Origin of the sequence: Micromonospora sp. WMMD961, assembly GCF_029626145.1 — a bacterium.
Taxonomy (GTDB): Bacteria; Actinomycetota; Actinomycetes; order Mycobacteriales; family Micromonosporaceae; genus Micromonospora.
In genome coordinates, this window is record NZ_JARUBJ010000002.1 from 6,201,217 (window position 1) to 6,217,048 (window position 15,832).

A 15,832-nucleotide genomic window follows, 5' to 3' on the forward strand; every position below is an offset into this window, starting at 1 on the left:
ATCGGGCACTGCGTCAGACGCCCGCCGGGTAGGTCTCCATCTCGCCCGGAACCGCCGGGACCGGGAGCGGGTGCAGGGCTGTCGTATCGTCGCACCAGATGAAGGCGTCGTAACGGTCACCCAGGCGGGTCGGCACGTAGTTGCCCCAGGACTCGAACGACGGGTCGTAGACGACCCCGATCGCCCGATGGTCCGCGATGTCGGTGACCCAACCCGGCTGGTCGTCGCCACCGAAGATGAGGACCGCCCGCTCCGGCATCAGCTCGTGCAACCGCCGCTCGATCGACCCCTCCCGGGCCGGCGGCACCACCATCGCCTCGGGCGGCGAACCCCAGCGGGGAGCGGCGATCACCGTGCCCCGGTAACTACCGAAGCCGATCAGCGCCACCGCGTCGTCGCCGTGCCGTTCCCGGGCCAACTGTCCGATGTTGACCATTCCGTCGGCGGCCATGTCGGTGGCCCGGGCATCCCCGACGTGCGTGTTGTGCGCCCAGACGATCCCCCGGGCGTCCGGTCCGTACCGGTCCAGCAGCCGGTCCAGGGTGTCCTGCATGTGGGTGTCGCGGATGTTCCAGGAGTCCGGCCCGCCGGCCACCATCGCCCGGTAGTACCGCTCCGCGCCGGCCACCACCTCCGCGTTCTGCCAGGCCGAGAACCGATCCGGGCCGTCGGAGAGGGCGTGCTCGCGGGTGCGCGCGAGGAGCCGGACCACCTCCTCCTCGCACCGGGCGGAGACGAACCTGGAGGCCGCGCCGTACTCCTCGACCCTCTTGCCGTACGGCTCGAAGCAGCGGTACGCGTCCTGCGCCGCCTCCAGCGACTTCGGGTCCTCCTCCCCCAGGTAGTCGAAGATCGCCTGCATCGACTCCCAGAGGCTGTACACGTCGAGCCCGTGGAACCCGGCCCGTTGGTCCTCCGGCCGCTCCACGTTCCAGGCCCGCAACCAACGGGTGAACCGGCTCACCTCGGCGTTGGCCCACATCCACGTCGGCCACCGCTCGAACTCGTCGAGCGCGAGCTGCGGTTCGAGCGCACCACCCGGCGCGGCAGTCACCGATCGGTGCACCCGGTCACAGTCCGGCCAGTCACCCTCCACCGCGACGAAGGAGAAGCCGCATTCCGCGATCAACCGGCGGGTGAGCTGCTCTCGCAACCGGTAGTAGTCGTAACTGCCGTGGGTGGACTCGCCGATCATCACCATCCGGGCGTCCCGGACGCGCGACAGTAACGGGTCGAAATCGCTCGGCGCGCCGAGCCGCTGAACCAGCATGCCAGCGGCTACCCGGCCGCCACTGCGACAAACCGTGGCCACGGCCCCGACCACCCACCCCCACCCGAACCCCTCCGGCACCGCCCTTCGGCCCGGTGATCAAGAGGTTTGCGTCGCGACACGCCGTGCCGGATGACGAACCTCTTGATCACCGCGCGGAGCGGGGGCGCGGAGCGGGGGTCAGGCTGGGAGGGGGACGGTGCGGGATTCGGCGCGGGCGGTTTCGGCGGCGGCGATGATGCCGACCACCTCGCGGCCGAAGCGGACGTCGCAGCGGTGATCCCGCGTACCGGCCCGCACCTGCTCGATCAGTTGGTCGATGGCGACGCCGAACGCCGTCGCGGCGTCGTTCTCGCCGAACGGGACGTTCTCGATGCCGTTCTCGCCGTAGAACACGAACTCCCGGGTCATCGACTCGGTCGGGGCGTCCAGGGAGAGCGAGGCGCTGCTCGTGGCACCGCCCTCGTGGGTGAGCAGCAGGTGCACCATGCCACTCGGCCCGTCCATCGCCGCCACCTGGGTGACCCGGCCCAGCACGGGAAGGAGGATGGAGAGCGCGTGCGGGGCGATGTCCCAGAGCGCGCCGTGCTCCCGGCGCCACAACGAACCACCGTACGGGCTGCCCTCCTGGAAGATCGAGGCGAACGCGGTGGTCCGGCCGTGCTGCCAACCCCCGGCGGCAGCGGTAGCGGCGAGGAACGCGGTCACGTTCGGCTGGAAGCGCTGGGTGAAGAAGACGACCGAGGCGACCTCGGACTGCTCGGCGGCGGCTACCACCCGGTCGGCGTCGGCCACGCTGAGCGCCAGCGGCTTGTCCAACAGCAGGTGCCGTCCGGCGGAGGCGGCCCGCACCGCGATGTCGGCCTGGACGTCCGGCGGCAGCGCGACGGCGACCGCCTCGCACTGCTCGATCAGGGCGTCGACGTCGGCGAAGGCGGGCACCCCGTACCGTTCGGCCAGTGCGGCGGCGCGCTCCGGGTTACGCCCCCACACCCCGACCAACTCCGCGTCCGGGTGTGCGTGCAACGCCTTTCCGTGCGTCTCGATCGCCCAGTGACCGGTGCCGAACAAGCCGAACCGCAGCACGTGTACCTCCGCTTTTCCCCCGCCGCGGCGACGCCACGGACGTGATCCACGCTAGTCGCCCCGGCGGGGACATCGGCGGCGGGTCGACCAACCGGAGCAGCTCGGACCCCTCGCGGCACGGCGCTGACCTGGCGTGGCGAGTGCCTGTAGAGCGGTAGACACAGCCGGCCCGGCTGCGGGGCGCCAGTCGCAGCGCGCCCGGCTGCGGGCTCCGGTCGCAGCCGGGCCCGCCGCTCGCAGCCCGCCGGTCGCAGCCCGCCGCCCGCAGCCCGCCGCCCGCAGCCCGCCGCCCGCCGCCCGCAGCCCGCCGCCCGCAGCCCGCCGCCCGCAGCCCGCCGCCCGCAGCCGGGGACGTCGCGCTGCCAGCGTGATCTCGACGCCGATGGCGTGGTACGGCCGGCGACGGCCCGCAGATCTTGGAAACTTTCCGTTCCGCGCGAACGGAAAGTGTCCAAGATCTCACGACGCGCGGCCGAAGCAGCGCCGAGACGCGGCCGAAGCGCGGCGGGCGGTGCAGGACAGCCGGCCCGGCAGCGGTCAAGCCGAGACGCGGCCAAACCGAGCAACAGCCCACAACCGAGCAACAGCCACAACCGAGCAACAGCCCACAACCGAGCAACAGCCCACAACCGAGCAACAGCCCAGAGCCGAGCAGCGGTAATGCCCGGGTTCACCTGATTACTACGACGGTTAGTAGGCTGTGCCGGTGACCGAGGCAACGACCGGGTGGGTCCGGTGACCAGCGTGGGCACCGACTCGCCGGTGGACGGGATCGTCGCGACGGTGTCGATCGTGCTGTCGCTACTCGTCGCGGCGTGGGCGCTGGTCGTGGCGGTGCGTCAACGACCACCGGACCGGGTGCAGTTCGCCGGTCTGGCCGTACTCGAAGTGTCGTTGCTCGTGTTGGGCGTGCTGGCGCTCGTCGCGGTGGGCGGCGGGGACCGGCCCGGCGAGCCCGGCGCCTTCTTCGGTTACCTGCTCACGCTGGTCTGCCTGCCGCCGCTGGCCTGGGTGCTGGCCCGGATGGAACCGACCCGGTGGGGCTCGGCCATCGTGTGTGCGGTCTGCCTGGTGACCCCGGTGGTGGTGGTCCGGTTGCAGCAGACCTGGGAGGTGCTCGGTGGTTGAGGCCGATCCGGCTCGGGGCCGCACGAACTCCGGCCCGGGCCGGCTACTGATCGCGGTGTACCTGCTCTTCGCCATCGCCGCGACGAGCCGGGCGGGTCTGCAGATCGCGACCAAGTTCGACGAGGCGCCGGTGGCGTACCTGCTGTCCGCGCTGGCCGCGCTCATCTACATCGTGGCGGCGGTGGGGCTGGCCCGGGCCGGGCACACCGGCCGACGGGTCGCGCTGGCCTGCTGCTCCGTGGAGCTGGTCGGCGTGGTCGCGGTCGGCATCCTGAGCCTCGTCGACAAGGAACTGTTCCCGGACGAGACGGTCTGGTCGCAGTTCGGCAGCGGGTACGGCTACATCCCGCTGGTGTTGCCGGTGCTCGGTCTGATCTGGCTCTGGCGCACCCGCCGCGCCCCCAGCTGACCCGGCGGCGGGGCGCCCCCTACGCGAGGGAGCGCCCCCGCCGGGGGTACGGGTCAGTCCCGTGGGCCGCCGGCGACGTAGATGACCTGGCCGGAGACGAATCCCGCACCCTCGCTCGCCAGGAACGAGATGGTGTGCGCGACGTCCTCCGGCCGCCCCGGACGGCGCACCGGGATCTCGGCGGCGGCGTGCTTCTGGAAGTCGTCGAAGTCGACCTTCATCCGGGCGGCGGTGGCCGCCGTCATGTCGGTGACGATGAAGCCCGGCGCGACCGCGTTGACGGTCACCCCGAACGGCCCCAGCTCGATGGCGAGCGTCTTGGTGAAGCCCTGCAGGCCGGCCTTGGCGGCGGCGTAGTTCGCCTGGCCCCGGTTGCCCAGCGCGGAGGTGCTGGAGAGGTTGACGATGCGACCCCACTTGCGGTCCACCATGTGCTTCTGCGCGGCCTGGCTGAACAGGAACGCGCCGCGCAGGTGTACGCCCATCACGGTGTCCCAGTCGGCGCTGGTCATCTTGAAGAGCAGGTTGTCACGCAGCACGCCGGCGTTGTTGACCAGGACGGTCGGTGCGCCCAACTCGGTGGCGATCCGATCCACGGCCGCCTCCACCTGCTCCCGGTCGGAGACGTCGGCGCCCACGCCGAGTGACCGGCCACCGGCGGCGGCGATGGCGTCCACCGTCTCCTTGGTTGCCGACTCCTCGATGTCGACCACGGCGACGGCCATCCCGTCGGCGGCCAACCGGCGGGCGGTGGCCGCCCCGATACCGCGTGCGGCTCCGGTGACGATGGCGACGCGGGGCTCCTCCGACATGATTACCTCCGGGTAACTTGGGGTCGATCGAAGGAGCTTATCGTCAGCAGGCCGAGCCTCGGCATAGGCGAATCCACCGGTATCCGTGGCCGGAGACCTTCACCGCGCCGAGCTTGCCCAACTCGCCGTAGCCCCGATCGGCGAGCACGTCGATCGGGTGGTCGGCCTCGGGTTCGAGACTGCTCAGGTCCACCTCGGCGTCGTCGGTGCCCAGGTTGTGCAGGAAGACCATCGTCCCGGTCGGCCCGTCGGCCCGGTGCGCGAGCACTCCGGGTGGCACCGCCACGTCGATGTGGGTGGTCGAGCCGGAGCCGATCTCGGGGGCCTCGCGCAGCGTACGGATCATGCGCTCGAACCAGGCGAGCAGCGACTTCGGGTCGCCCCGCTGGGCGGTGACGTTGACGTTCTGGTAGCCGAACTCACCCTTGTCGATCACCGGGCGGACCAGCTTCTCCGGGTCCGCCGTGGAGAAGCCGGCGTTCGGCTGGTACGACCACTGCATCGGGGTACGGATCGCCTCCCGACCGGGCAGCGACAGGTCCTCGCCCATCCCGATCTCCTCGCCGTAGCGCAGCACCGGCGTGCCGCGCATCGAGAACTGCAGGGCGTACGCCAGTTCGAGGTGCCGCCGGTCGTTGCCGAGCATCGGGGCGAACCGGCGACGGATGCCCCGGTCGTAGATGCGCATCGTCTCGTCCGGACCGAACTGCGCGTACACCTGGTTGCGTTGTTCGGTGGTGAGCCGGGACAGGTCGATCTCGTCGTGGTTACGCAGGAAGGTGGCCCACTGCCCGCCGACCGGCAGTTTCGGGGTGTCCCGCAGCGCCTCGATCAACGACTCCGGGTCCTCCCGGGCCAGGGCGAGCATGAGCCGACCGTTGAGCATGAAGTCGAAGAGCATGTGGATCCGGTTGCCGGAGCCGCTGGCGTCGCCGAAGAACGTCGGTAGCTCGTCCGGCTCCACGTTCGCCTCGGCCAGCAGAACCGCGTCGCCGCGGCGCCACTGCACGTGCTGGCGCATCTCGGTGAGGAACTCGAAGTCCTTCGGAGAGTTCGGGTTGCCCGGCTCGGTCAGCTCGATGATGAACGGCACCGCGTCCATCCGGAAGCCGGAGACGCCGAGCTGGAGCCAGAACGACATGATCTTCTTGACCTCGGCCCGGACCTGCGGGTTGGCGAAGTTGAGGTCCGGCTGGAACTTGTAGAACCGGTGGTAGAACCACGCCTTGGCGGTCCGGTCGTAACTCCAGGTCTCGTTCTGCTCGCCGGGGAAGACCATGCCCTGGTGCCGGTCGTCCGGCTCGGTGTCGGACCAGACGTACCAGTCGCGGTACGGCGAGTCGGGCGAGGAGCGGGCGGACTGGAACCAGGGGTGCTCGTCGGACGTGTGGTTGACCACCAGGTCGATGATCACCCGGATGCCCCGGTTCTGCGCCTGGTGCAGCAACTCGGCGAAGTCGCCCAGGGTGCCGAAGCGCGGGTCCACGTTGTAGAAGTCGGTGACGTCGTAGCCGTCGTCACGGTTGGGCGACGGGTGGATCGGGTGCAGCCACAGGCAGGTCACCCCGAGACGGGCCAGATAGTCCAGTCTCCCGATCAACCCTCGGATGTCACCGACCCCGTCTCCGTCGGAGTCGGCGTACGTGTCGATGTCGAGGCAGTAGACGACGGCTTCGGAATACCAACGGTCACCCATGCCGAAGGAACATCTCCGAACGATCAGCGCCGCAAACCCTTGGTTTATCGTGCCGGTCATGGGAAACGACCTCGTGCCGCCGAGCGAACCGATGGACTGGTCCGAGGGCAGGTGGCTGCACCCGCCGGTACGCGTCGAGAAGAGCCCGACCGGTGAGCTGGTCGTGGAACCGGCTGCGGGGAGCGACCTCTGGCGGCGGACCAGCTACGGGTTCGTCCACGACGACGCTCCGGCGCTGTTGGCGCCGCTTTCCGTGGGCGCGGCCATGGAGGTGAGCTTCCGGCTCGACTTCTCGGCGCAGTTCGACCAGGCCGGTGTGCTCGTCCGCGTCGACGAACGGACCTGGACCAAGGCCGGCGTCGAGATGAGTGACGGCGAGTCGCAACTCGGCGCGGTGGTGACCCGGGAGTTCTCCGACTGGTCGGTGTCGCCGGTGCCGGAGTGGTCGGGCCGGGAGGTGACCGTGCGGGTCAGCCGGGCCGGCGACGCGCTGACCGTCCGCGCCCGGGCCGACGAGGCGCCGTGGCGACTGGTCCGGCTCACTCCGCTGGACCCGGCGGCCGAGGCGCTGGCCGGGCCGTTCTGCTGCGCGCCGTCCCGCGCCGGCCTGACCGTGGTGTTCACTGGTTGGCGGCAGGGGCCGGCGGACACCGCGCTGCACCCGGAGCACTGACCGCGGGTGTAGCAACGGCTGCAGTGGGTATGACCACCCGATCCCCGGGAGCACACTGCCCGGAAGCCCACGCGGAAGGACGACCATGGCGTACGCCCGGAGCGGCGACCCGTCCGAGTTCACCGGGCTGACCGGTTGGGTGGCCTCGGTGATCGAGGCGATGGGCCCGGTCGGCGTGGCGCTGCTGGTGGCGTTGGAGAGCATCGTCCCACCCATCCCCAGCGAGATCGTGTTGGCGATGGCCGGCTTCCTGGCTCACGAGGGCCAGTTCAACGTGGTGGTCGTGGTGGTGGCCGCGACTGTCGGTTCGCTCGTCGGTGCGCTGGTGCTCTACTGGCTCGGCGCGGCGCTCGGCGAGGAACGGCTGAAGCGTTGGCTGGACCGCATTCCGCTGGTGGACCGCGACGACCTGGAGAGGGCCGACCGCTGGTTCGAGCGGCACGGCCGGTGGGCGGTGTTGATCGGCCGGGTGGTGCCGGTGGTCCGCAGTCTGGTCTCCGTGCCGGCCGGCGCCAACCGGATGCCGCTGGGCCAGTTCATCCTGTTCACCACGATCGGCAGTGGGGTGTGGAACGGTCTGATCGTGGGGGCCGGCTACGCGCTGGGCAGCCGGTGGCAGGACGTCGAGCGCTACAGCGACTGGTTCAACTACGCGATCGTCGCGGTCTTCGTGGTGCTGGTTGTCGCCTGGGTGGTCCGTAAGCTACGGCGACGTCGGGACCGCGACGACCGGCGGTCGGTGACCGCCGGTCGCTGATCCGCGTCACCGCTGGCGCTTGCACACGCCGGCGGCGGTGGTCAGGGCAGGGTGTCCAGGTGCGGGGCCACCGTGCGGGCGAAGGTGTTGCCGTTGCTGACGTCCCAGTTCACCGACCAGGTCATCGCGCCACGGATGCCGGGGTACGTGCGCGGCGGCCGGAAGCTGCCGCAGTTGGTGCCCCGGGCCAGGCAGTCCAGCGCCGCGTTGACCACGCTGGGCGCGACGATGCCACCACCGGCCGCGCCCGGCCCGGCCGGCAGACCGAGACCGACCTGGTCGGGGCGGAGCCCGGCCTCCAACTGGATGCAGGCCAGCGCGACGATGAAGTTCACAGTGCCCTGGCCGTACGCGGCGTTCTGGTCGCAGCCGAGCATCGCCCCGGAGTTGTAGAACTGGGTGTTGACGACGGTGAGGATGTCCTTGATGTCGAGCGCCAGCTTGAAGTAGCCGCCGGCCGGGTTCTGCATGTCGATCGTCTGCGGCGCCATCGCGATGATCAGGCTCGACCCGACCTTGGCCCGGAGCGCGCGTAGCGCCTGCGCCATGTAGGTCGGGTTGAGGCCGTTCTCCAGGTCGATGTCGATGCCGTCGAAGCCGTACCGGGCGATCAGCGCGGCAGCCGTGTCGGCGAACGCGGTGGCCGAGGCCGCATTGTTGACGGTGACCCGGCCGGTCTCGCCGCCCACCGAGAGGATCACCCGCTTGCCCCGGCTGTGCAGGGTGCGTACGTCGTCGGTGAAGTCCGCCTCGGTGTAGCCGCCGAGCGACGCGGCGAGCCCGGGGTCGACGCCGAAGGTGAGCGCGCCGGGTGTCGAGGTGGCCTCGGCGAAGGCGACCGCCACCAGGTCGTACTCGGCGGGGACGTCGCGCAGCCGCAGTTCGACGGCCGGGTTGTCGAAGTTGTGCCAGTAGCCGGTGAGCAGGTGCTTGGGCAGGTCACCGGTGGGCGGGTTCGTCGGCGGTGGCGTGGTGGGCGGTGGCGTGGTCGGCGGCGGAGTCGTCGGCGGTGGCGTGGTGGGCGGGGTGCCGCCGCCGCACGACGCGCCGTTGAGCTGGCAGCCGCTGGGCGAGCCGGAGCCGCTGGCCAGGAAGCCGAAGGAGACCGAGGCGCCCGGGGCGATGGCGCCGTTCCAGGACCGGTTGGTGAAGGTGTGCCGCTGGCCGGCGGAGGTCAGCAGCGCGTCCCAGTAGCTGCCGAGGGTGGTGCCGGACGGCAGGTCGAAGGCGAGGCTCCAACCGTTGATGGTCGAGGTGCCACCGTTGGTGATGGTGTACTTCCCCTCCCAACCGGAACCCCACTCGGCGGTCTTGACGAAGTTGGCGGTCGGTCCGGCGGCGTACGCGGGCAGCGCCACCCAGGCCGCGCCGAGCGTGGCGGCGAGCGCGGTGACCAGGGACAGGACAAGTGGTCTGGAGCGTTTCATACGACCCTCCGAGCCCGGACGGGCATCTATGGACGTCAACGTTGGCGCTAATTATTAAGACAGTTAACTGTTTCTGTCCAGGGGGTCGTCACGGACACCGAGGCCGCCCGTCGCCTGGCCATGCGACGGGCGGCCTCGGACGATCCGCTCAGCGGCGGAACGTGAACCAGTTGACGTTGACGAAGTCGTTCGGCTGGCCACTGGTGAAGGTCAGGTACACGGCCTGCCGGCCGGTCACCGCGCCCACGTTGCCGGGCACCGAACGCCAGCTCTGCCACCCCCCGGTGTTGCCGATCGCGAAGCTGCCGATCGGTGCCGCTGTCGGGCTGCCCACCCGCACCTCGACGAGGCCGCTCGCACCGCCACCCGCGCCGGAGGCGACCCGGGCCAGGAAGTCCCGGGGGCCGGTGGAACCGAAGTCGACATTGTCGTAGCGCACCCAGTCACCGTTGCGCAGCGCCGCGATGTTCTGCCCGCCCTCCGAGCACGCCTCGACGAGCACGCCGTTCTGCCCGTTGAACGACTCGGCCTGGATCTGGGAGTACGCGTCCCTCGTGCCGCCGGGTGGCGGCGTCGTGGGCGGCGGGGTGGTGCCACTGCCGCGCTGGTACACCGCCACGTAGTCGACGAGCATCGGTCGACCGGGGACGGTGGCCGCGGTCGGCGTGCCGCTGCCGGCCACGCCGTTCGGGAAGGCTCCACCCATCGCGACGTTGAGCAGCAGGAAGTAGCCCTGGTGCGAGGTCATCTGCGACCAGGCGGACGCACCGACCTGACTGGACGTGACGGTGTGGTAGAGCTGCCCGTCGACGTACCAGCGCAGTTGTTGCGGGCTGATCGAGGCGTCCCACTCGAACCGGTACGTGTGGAACGCGGACTGGCAGCTCGAACCCGGACAGGCCCGGGACGCGCCGAGGCCGTTGGACTCGTTGCACGGCCCGCCCGGCGCGACGCCGCAGTGCAGCACGCCCCAGACCGAGTTGATGCCGTTGACGTTCTCCATCACGTCGAACTCACCGATGCCCGGCCAGTTCTGGTAGTTGCCCCGGTAGGGCGCCCCGAGTGCCCAGAAGGCCGGCCAGTATCCGGCGGCCGCCGCACCGGTGACGTTCGGCATCTGGATCCGGCCCTCGATGGCGAGCACGCCGCCGGACGGGGCCTTGAAGTTGCTGCGCACGGTCTCGATCCGGGCGGAGGTCCAGCCGCCACCGCTGTCGCGCAGTGGTGTGATCCGCAGGTTGCCACCACCGTCGTGGCTGACGTTGGCGGTGCTGGCGGTGTAGTTCTGGATCTCGCCGGTGCCCCAGTTGCCCGGACCACCGGGATAGTTGTGGCCGGTGTCGATGATCCAGTTCGCGGACGACGGCAGGGTTCCGGCGGCGCCGGTGAAGTCGTCGCTCCAGACCGTGCTCCAGCCGGTCGGCGGTGGCGGCACGGCCGCCTGCGCGGTGACGGTGACGCCGGCCAGGACGGTGGTGGTGGCGACGAGCAGGAGGGAGGCCAGCCGCAGCCGGCGTCGGACGAGCGGGGCGGCGGGGGCCGCCAATGGAGGTGCCATGGACGTGCCTCTCTGCGGAGACGGGTCGAGAGAGCGCTCTCTCAGGGTTGTACGCCTCCGCCCTGACATTTGTCAACGTCGATCAGTGTCGGCGTTCGCGGACACCGCCTGCGGCCGACGGAGCACCGCCTGCTCGACCGCCGACCACACACTCGTGGTCACCAGGTAGATCACCGCAGCGAGCGGCAGCACCAGCGCCACCAGCACGGTCGTGAACGGCAGCAGGGGCAGCAGCCGCCCGAGCACGGCCGCCCCCGGCCCCTCGGTGGGCGTACCGGCCACCGTGCCGACCGCCGCCGACGCCCGACGGGCCCGCCGCGACGACCACCAGGCCACCGCCAACAACACCGCCAGCAACACGGCGAAGAGCGGACCCGCCGCCCCGGTCAGCCCGTCGGTGAGGTGGTGACCTAGGGGCACCCCCGCAAGGCGCTCCTCCAGCAGCCCGGTGCCACCCTCGCTGGTGGTGAACAGCCGGTACAGGACCAGCAGGAACGGCGCCTGGAGCAGCAACGGCAGGCAGCCGGCGATCGGGTTCGCCCCAGCCTCCCGATACAACGCGAACACCTCTCGTTGAAGCGTGGCCGGGTCGTCGGCGTACCGCCGCTGGAGATCACGCACCTGCGGGGCGAGGGCCGCGCGGCGTCGCTCGCCGCGGACCTGCACCACGGTGAGGGGCGAGATCAGCAGGCGTATGGCGATGGTGAAGAGCACGATGGCGGCGGCGGTCGCCATGCCGCCGGCCAGCGGTTCGAGCAGATCGGTGAGCCAGGACAGTGCGGTGCCGGCAGCGCCGACAGCGCCGTGCAGTGGTGCGAAGGCAAGCATGGGAAACCCCTCGGTCCGATTCCGGTGAGGTCCTCCCTGCGGCGGCGTCCGCTCAGCAGGGGGACCGGTGACGGCGGGATCGGCCGCGCGGCGGCGTGGCGCTACGCGGCCGAGGGGTGCCCGGGAGCGCGGGGACGGGGTCGACCGGCGGCGTCCGGGTCGATCTGCCGGGGCATCCGTCGACCACGGGAACGAGCCCGCAGGCCGGCCCCACGGGGTCCGACGCCGGGTGCGCCCGAGCGGTCGCGTACCCGTGCCGCCAGCACCACGGCGAGCAGCACCAGCGCGGTCAGCGCGGCGCCCGCGAGCAGGTCGACCGGCCGGTCCGCGAGCAGGGTGAGCTGGGCGAACGCGTACACCCACGCGAACCCGAGGAATCCCAGCGGCACCGGCACGGGGCTCAGCATAGGACGCCGTGTCACGTCGTCCGGCCGGATCGCCGGCACGCGGGTAAGAGGTACCGCCGCCACGTTTCCCGCCATCGCCACGTTGGGTAACCAAGCGACGGACCGACGCGGACGGACCGCGAACGGTAGGAACGGACGGGTGATGTCGATGACCGGTCAGGTGGCGGAGGCGCCCAGCGACACGGCTGCGGCGACCGGATTGCTCACCGTGGGTGTCGAGGAGGAGTTCCTGCTCGTCGACCCGCACACCGGGGCCGCAGTCCCGGCCGTCGACCTGGTCATGGAGCAGGTGCCGGCGGAGTTGCGCGGACAGGTCGAGCGGGAGTTCCAGACCAGTCAGATCGAGATCGGCAGCCCACCCGGCCTGGAACTCTCGTCGATCCGGCATTCCCTCGGCGTACTGCGTCAGGCGCTCTCCGACGCCGCCGAGCGGGCCGGCGTACGCCTGCTCGCCATCGGCACCGGCCCGGTGGACGGCCCGGTGCCGCCGGTGGTGGACAAGCCCCGCTTCGACCGGATGATCGAGCGGTTCCGGCTGCTCGTTCCCGGCCCCGGCAACAACGGCATGCACGTGCACGTGGGGGTGCCCGACCCGGACACCGGCGTACAGGTGCTCAACCACGTACGGCCGTGGCTGCCGATGCTGCACGCGGTGACCACCAACTCGCCGTTCGCCCGCGGCGAGGACACCGGCTACGCGAGTTGGCGCTCGGTGGAGTGGGAGCGCTGGCCGTCGGTGGCGCCGACGCCGTTTCTGGAGTCGCACGAGCACTACCAGCGGCTGATCCGCCAGTTGATCTCCAGCGGGGTGATGCTCGACGAGGGGATGCTCTACTGGTACGCCCGCCTGTCGGCGAAGTACCCGACGGTGGAGCTGCGGATCGGCGACGTCTGCCCGTCGGTGGACGACTCGGTGCTGGTCGCCGCGCTGGTCCGGGCACTGGTGGCCACGGCCATGGCGGATGTCGAAGCCGGCCGGCCGGCGTTGCAGACCGACCACCACCTGCTGGTCGGGGCGCACTGGCGGGCCGCCCACGACGGCCTGGAGGGCGAGGCCGTCGACGTCACCACCGGTGAGCTGCGCCCGACCTGGGAACTGTTGGACCGGTTCGTGGGGCGGATGCGGCCGGCGTTGGAGGAGCACGGCGACTGGGCCGAGGTGACCGACCTGCTGGGTGGGTTGCGTCGGCACGGCAGCGGCGCGGCACGGCAGCGCGCGGTGTACGCGCGCACCGGCCGACTCATCGACGTGGTGCAGGACGTCGCGCGACAGACCCGCGGATGAACGCCTCGTGACAGGATGATCCTGTGGCGCAACGGTTGATCGTCATCGGCGGGGACGCCGCCGGCATGTCGGCGGCGTCCCAGGCCCGACGCCGCCGTGGCCGTGACGACCTGGAGATCATGGTCTTCGAGCGCGGCCACTTCACGTCCTACTCGGCGTGCGGCATCCCGTACTGGATCAGCGGCCTCGTGCCCGGCCCGGAGGCGCTGATCGCCCGGGATCCGGAGACGTTCCGCACCGAGTACGCGATGGACGTGCGGATGCGGCACGAGGTCACGGCCATCGACCTGGAACGCCGCGAGGTGGTGGCCCGGGACCTGGAGGGTGGCGGCGAGGTCCGCGAGCGCTTCGACGAGCTGATGTACGCCACCGGCGCGGTGCCGGTGAAGCCACCGTGGGCGGCCACCGACGCGGGTGGCGTGTTCGGCATGCAGACCCTGGACGACGGGGCGGCGCTGCGCGACTGGCTGGACACCGAGCCACGGCCGCGCCGGGCGGTGGTGGTCGGTGGGGGCTACATCGGCGTCGAGATCGCCGAGGCCCTGATCCAACGCGGCCTCTCGGTGACCCTGGTCGAGGCGGGCGCCCAGCCCATGTCGACGGTGGACCCCGACATGGGCGAGTTGGTGGCCGAGGCCATGCGCGGCCTCGGCATCACGATCCGCGCCGGCCTGCCGGTGACCGGCCTGGAAGAGCGGGACGGCCGGGTGTCCGCGGTGGTCACGGCCGAGGGGCCGATGCCCACCGACGTCGTGGTCCTGGGCCTGGGTGTACGCCCCAACTCCGCGCTCGCCGAGGCCGCCGGGCTGCCGATCGGGACGACCGGTGCGGTCCGGGTGGACCGCCGGATGCGAGTGCCGGGGATGCCCGGCATCTGGGCGGCCGGCGACTGTGTGGAGACGCTGCACCGGGTCAGCGGGATGCCGGTGCACGTGCCGCTGGGCACGCACGCCAACAAGCAGGGCCGGGTGGCGGGCATCAACATCGGCGGCGGGTACGCCACGTTCGCCGGTGTGATCGGCACGGCGGTGACCAAGGTCTGTGACCTGGAGGTGGGCCGGACGGGCCTGCGCGAGCGCGAGGCGGAGGCGGCCGGCTTCGACTTCATCTCGGTGATCGCCGAGTCGACCAACCGGGCCGGCTACTACCCGGGTGCCCGCCCGATGACGGTGAAGCTGATCGCCGAGCGTGCCGGCGGTCGGCTGCTCGGCGCGCAGATCGTCGGCTGGTCGGAGGCGGCGAAACGGATCGACGCACTTGCCGTCGCACTGTGGAACGGCATGACGGTGGACGATATGACAGCACTGGATCTGGGCTACGCTCCGCCGTACGCGCCGGTGTGGGATCCGGTGCTCATCGCCGCCCGAAAAGCGGTCGATGCGCTCGCCGCGCTCGACCGCTGACCCGCGTTCGCCGTGGAGGACCACCCCGTGACCCAGACCCCGACCCGGCCGACCGTGCGTCGACGCCCGACGATGGTCGACGTGGCCCGACGCGCCGACGTCAGCCTGAAGACGGTCTCCCGGGTGGTCAACGACGAGCCGGTGGGGCAGGAGTTGGTCAGCCGGGTGCTGGCCGCCATCGCCGAGCTGGGCTTCCGACGCAACGACATCGCGCGCAACCTGCGCTCCCGGCAGCTCAACGCCACCGTAGGGTTGCTCATCGAGGAGATCGCCAACCCGTTCTACGCGACCATCGCCAGTGTCGCCGCCGAGATCGCCGCCGCGCACGGCACGATGCTGATCACCGCCTCGTCGGAGGAGGACCCGGAGCGGGAACGCGCCCTGCTCCAGGACTTCACCCAACGCCGGGTGGACGGGCTGCTGGTGGTGCCGGCAGGCCCGGACCATTCGTTCCTGCGTCGCGAGGTCGAGTTGGGGATGCCTGTGGTGTTCCTGGACCGGCCGCCGCAGGGCCTACAGGCCGACGCGGTGCTGCTGGACAACCGGGGCGGCAGCCACGCCGGGGTGGGCGCGCTGCTCGACGAGGGGCACCGCCGGGTGGGCCTCCTGCTGGGTGCCCCGAGCGTGCCCACGATGCGCGAGCGGCTGGCCGGGGCGCGGGCGGCGTTGGACGCCGCCGGGGTCGAGCCGGACGAGTCGCTGGTCCGCGAGAGGCTGATCGCGCCGGAAGAGGCGGGGCGGGCGGTCGGCGAACTACTCGACCTGCCGAATCCGCCCACCGCGTTCTTCTGCGCCAACAACCGTCTCACCGTCGGCGCGCTCCAGGAGCTGCACCGGCGAGGCAGCGACGCGGCGCTGGTCGGCTTCGACGACTTCGAACTGGCCCACCTGATGCCCCGGCCGCTGACCGTCGTCGCGTACGACACCCGGGAGCTGGCCCGGGTCGCCACCGAGCGGTTGTTCGGCCGGATAGCCGGCGACGACTCGCCGCCCGCGACCGTGGTGCTCCCCACCCACCTGAGGCACCGCGGCCTGCCCTAACTCGGAAGTAGACCGACTTCCTCCCGATTAGGGCCGCTTCGCGCAGCGGAGC

General features: G+C 71.3%; 14 protein-coding genes and 1 pseudogene. 7 read left to right on the forward strand and 8 right to left on the reverse strand.

The features are described 5' to 3' along the window. Positions 1 to 13 precede the first annotated feature (13 nt). Positions 14 to 1,270, reverse strand: a complete 1,257-nt coding sequence (locus O7614_RS28260) for an erythromycin esterase family protein (RefSeq protein ID WP_278141443.1) — start codon at positions 1,268 to 1,270, stop codon at positions 14 to 16. Positions 1,271 to 1,450: 180 nt separating this feature from the next. Further along, positions 1,451 to 2,356: a Gfo/Idh/MocA family oxidoreductase gene (locus O7614_RS28265; protein WP_278141444.1), complete on the reverse strand. Its 906-nt coding sequence runs from the start codon at positions 2,354 to 2,356 to the stop codon at positions 1,451 to 1,453. 700 nt (positions 2,357 to 3,056) lie between these two features. Between O7614_RS28265 and O7614_RS28270 the strand changes: the two are divergent. Beyond that, positions 3,057 to 3,484: pseudogene (locus O7614_RS28270) on the forward strand (hypothetical protein). Next, on the forward strand, positions 3,477 to 3,893 hold the full coding sequence (locus O7614_RS28275) for a hypothetical protein (protein ID WP_278141446.1): 417 nt from the start codon (positions 3,477 to 3,479) through the stop codon (positions 3,891 to 3,893). Before O7614_RS28270 ends, O7614_RS28275 begins: the two are co-directional and overlap by 8 nt. Before the next feature lie 53 nt (positions 3,894 to 3,946). Here the strand turns inward: O7614_RS28275 and fabG are convergent, their stop codons facing one another. Then, positions 3,947 to 4,705, reverse strand: a complete 759-nt coding sequence (fabG, locus tag O7614_RS28280) for a 3-oxoacyl-ACP reductase FabG (RefSeq protein WP_278141447.1) — start codon at positions 4,703 to 4,705, stop codon at positions 3,947 to 3,949. Positions 4,706 to 4,748: 43 nt separating this feature from the next. After that, complete coding sequence (locus tag O7614_RS28285; protein WP_278141448.1) at positions 4,749 to 6,401, reverse strand: alpha-amylase family protein; 1,653 nt, start codon at positions 6,399 to 6,401, stop codon at positions 4,749 to 4,751. A gap of 58 nt (positions 6,402 to 6,459) precedes the next feature. On the opposite strand from O7614_RS28285, the gene O7614_RS28290 reads away from it, so the two are divergent. After that, a complete protein-coding gene (locus O7614_RS28290) occupies positions 6,460 to 7,074 on the forward strand; it encodes a DUF1349 domain-containing protein (protein WP_278141450.1) in 615 nt (204 codons plus the stop codon). An 85-nt stretch (positions 7,075 to 7,159) separates the two neighbouring features. Then, on the forward strand, positions 7,160 to 7,831 hold the full coding sequence (locus O7614_RS28295) for a DedA family protein (protein WP_278141451.1): 672 nt from the start codon (positions 7,160 to 7,162) through the stop codon (positions 7,829 to 7,831). 41 nt (positions 7,832 to 7,872) lie between these two features. Here the strand turns inward: O7614_RS28295 and O7614_RS28300 are convergent, their stop codons facing one another. From O7614_RS28300 to O7614_RS28315, 4 genes are all read right to left on the reverse strand, one after another. Then, the gene (locus tag O7614_RS28300; RefSeq protein WP_278141452.1) at positions 7,873 to 9,258 is read right to left on the reverse strand and encodes a cellulose binding domain-containing protein; all 1,386 of its coding nucleotides are present in this window, start codon (positions 9,256 to 9,258) and stop codon (positions 7,873 to 7,875) included. A 148-nt stretch (positions 9,259 to 9,406) separates the two neighbouring features. Then, on the reverse strand, positions 9,407 to 10,816 hold the full coding sequence (locus O7614_RS28305) for a carbohydrate-binding protein (protein WP_278141453.1): 1,410 nt from the start codon (positions 10,814 to 10,816) through the stop codon (positions 9,407 to 9,409). A 72-nt stretch (positions 10,817 to 10,888) separates the two neighbouring features. Continuing rightward, positions 10,889 to 11,644, reverse strand: a complete 756-nt coding sequence (gene yidC / locus O7614_RS28310) for a membrane protein insertase YidC (RefSeq protein WP_278141454.1) — start codon at positions 11,642 to 11,644, stop codon at positions 10,889 to 10,891. Positions 11,645 to 11,745: 101 nt separating this feature from the next. Further along, positions 11,746 to 12,039 carry a DUF6412 domain-containing protein gene (locus tag O7614_RS28315; RefSeq protein ID WP_278141455.1) on the reverse strand — a complete coding sequence of 98 codons (294 nt, stop codon included), beginning with the start codon at positions 12,037 to 12,039 and terminating at the stop codon, positions 11,746 to 11,748. A 160-nt stretch (positions 12,040 to 12,199) separates the two neighbouring features. On the opposite strand from O7614_RS28315, the gene O7614_RS28320 reads away from it, so the two are divergent. The 3 genes from O7614_RS28320 to O7614_RS28330 all read left to right on the forward strand — a co-directional run bounded on the left by O7614_RS28320 (position 12,200) and on the right by O7614_RS28330 (position 15,780). Continuing rightward, positions 12,200 to 13,336: a glutamate--cysteine ligase gene (locus tag O7614_RS28320; protein WP_278141456.1), complete on the forward strand. Its 1,137-nt coding sequence runs from the start codon at positions 12,200 to 12,202 to the stop codon at positions 13,334 to 13,336. Between the two features lie 23 nt (positions 13,337 to 13,359). Then, a complete protein-coding gene (locus tag O7614_RS28325; protein WP_278141457.1) occupies positions 13,360 to 14,739 on the forward strand; it encodes an FAD-dependent oxidoreductase in 1,380 nt (459 codons plus the stop codon). A gap of 72 nt (positions 14,740 to 14,811) precedes the next feature. Continuing rightward, positions 14,812 to 15,780 carry a LacI family DNA-binding transcriptional regulator gene (locus O7614_RS28330; protein WP_278142411.1) on the forward strand — a complete coding sequence of 323 codons (969 nt, stop codon included), beginning with the start codon at positions 14,812 to 14,814 and terminating at the stop codon, positions 15,778 to 15,780. Positions 15,781 to 15,832 lie beyond the last annotated feature (52 nt).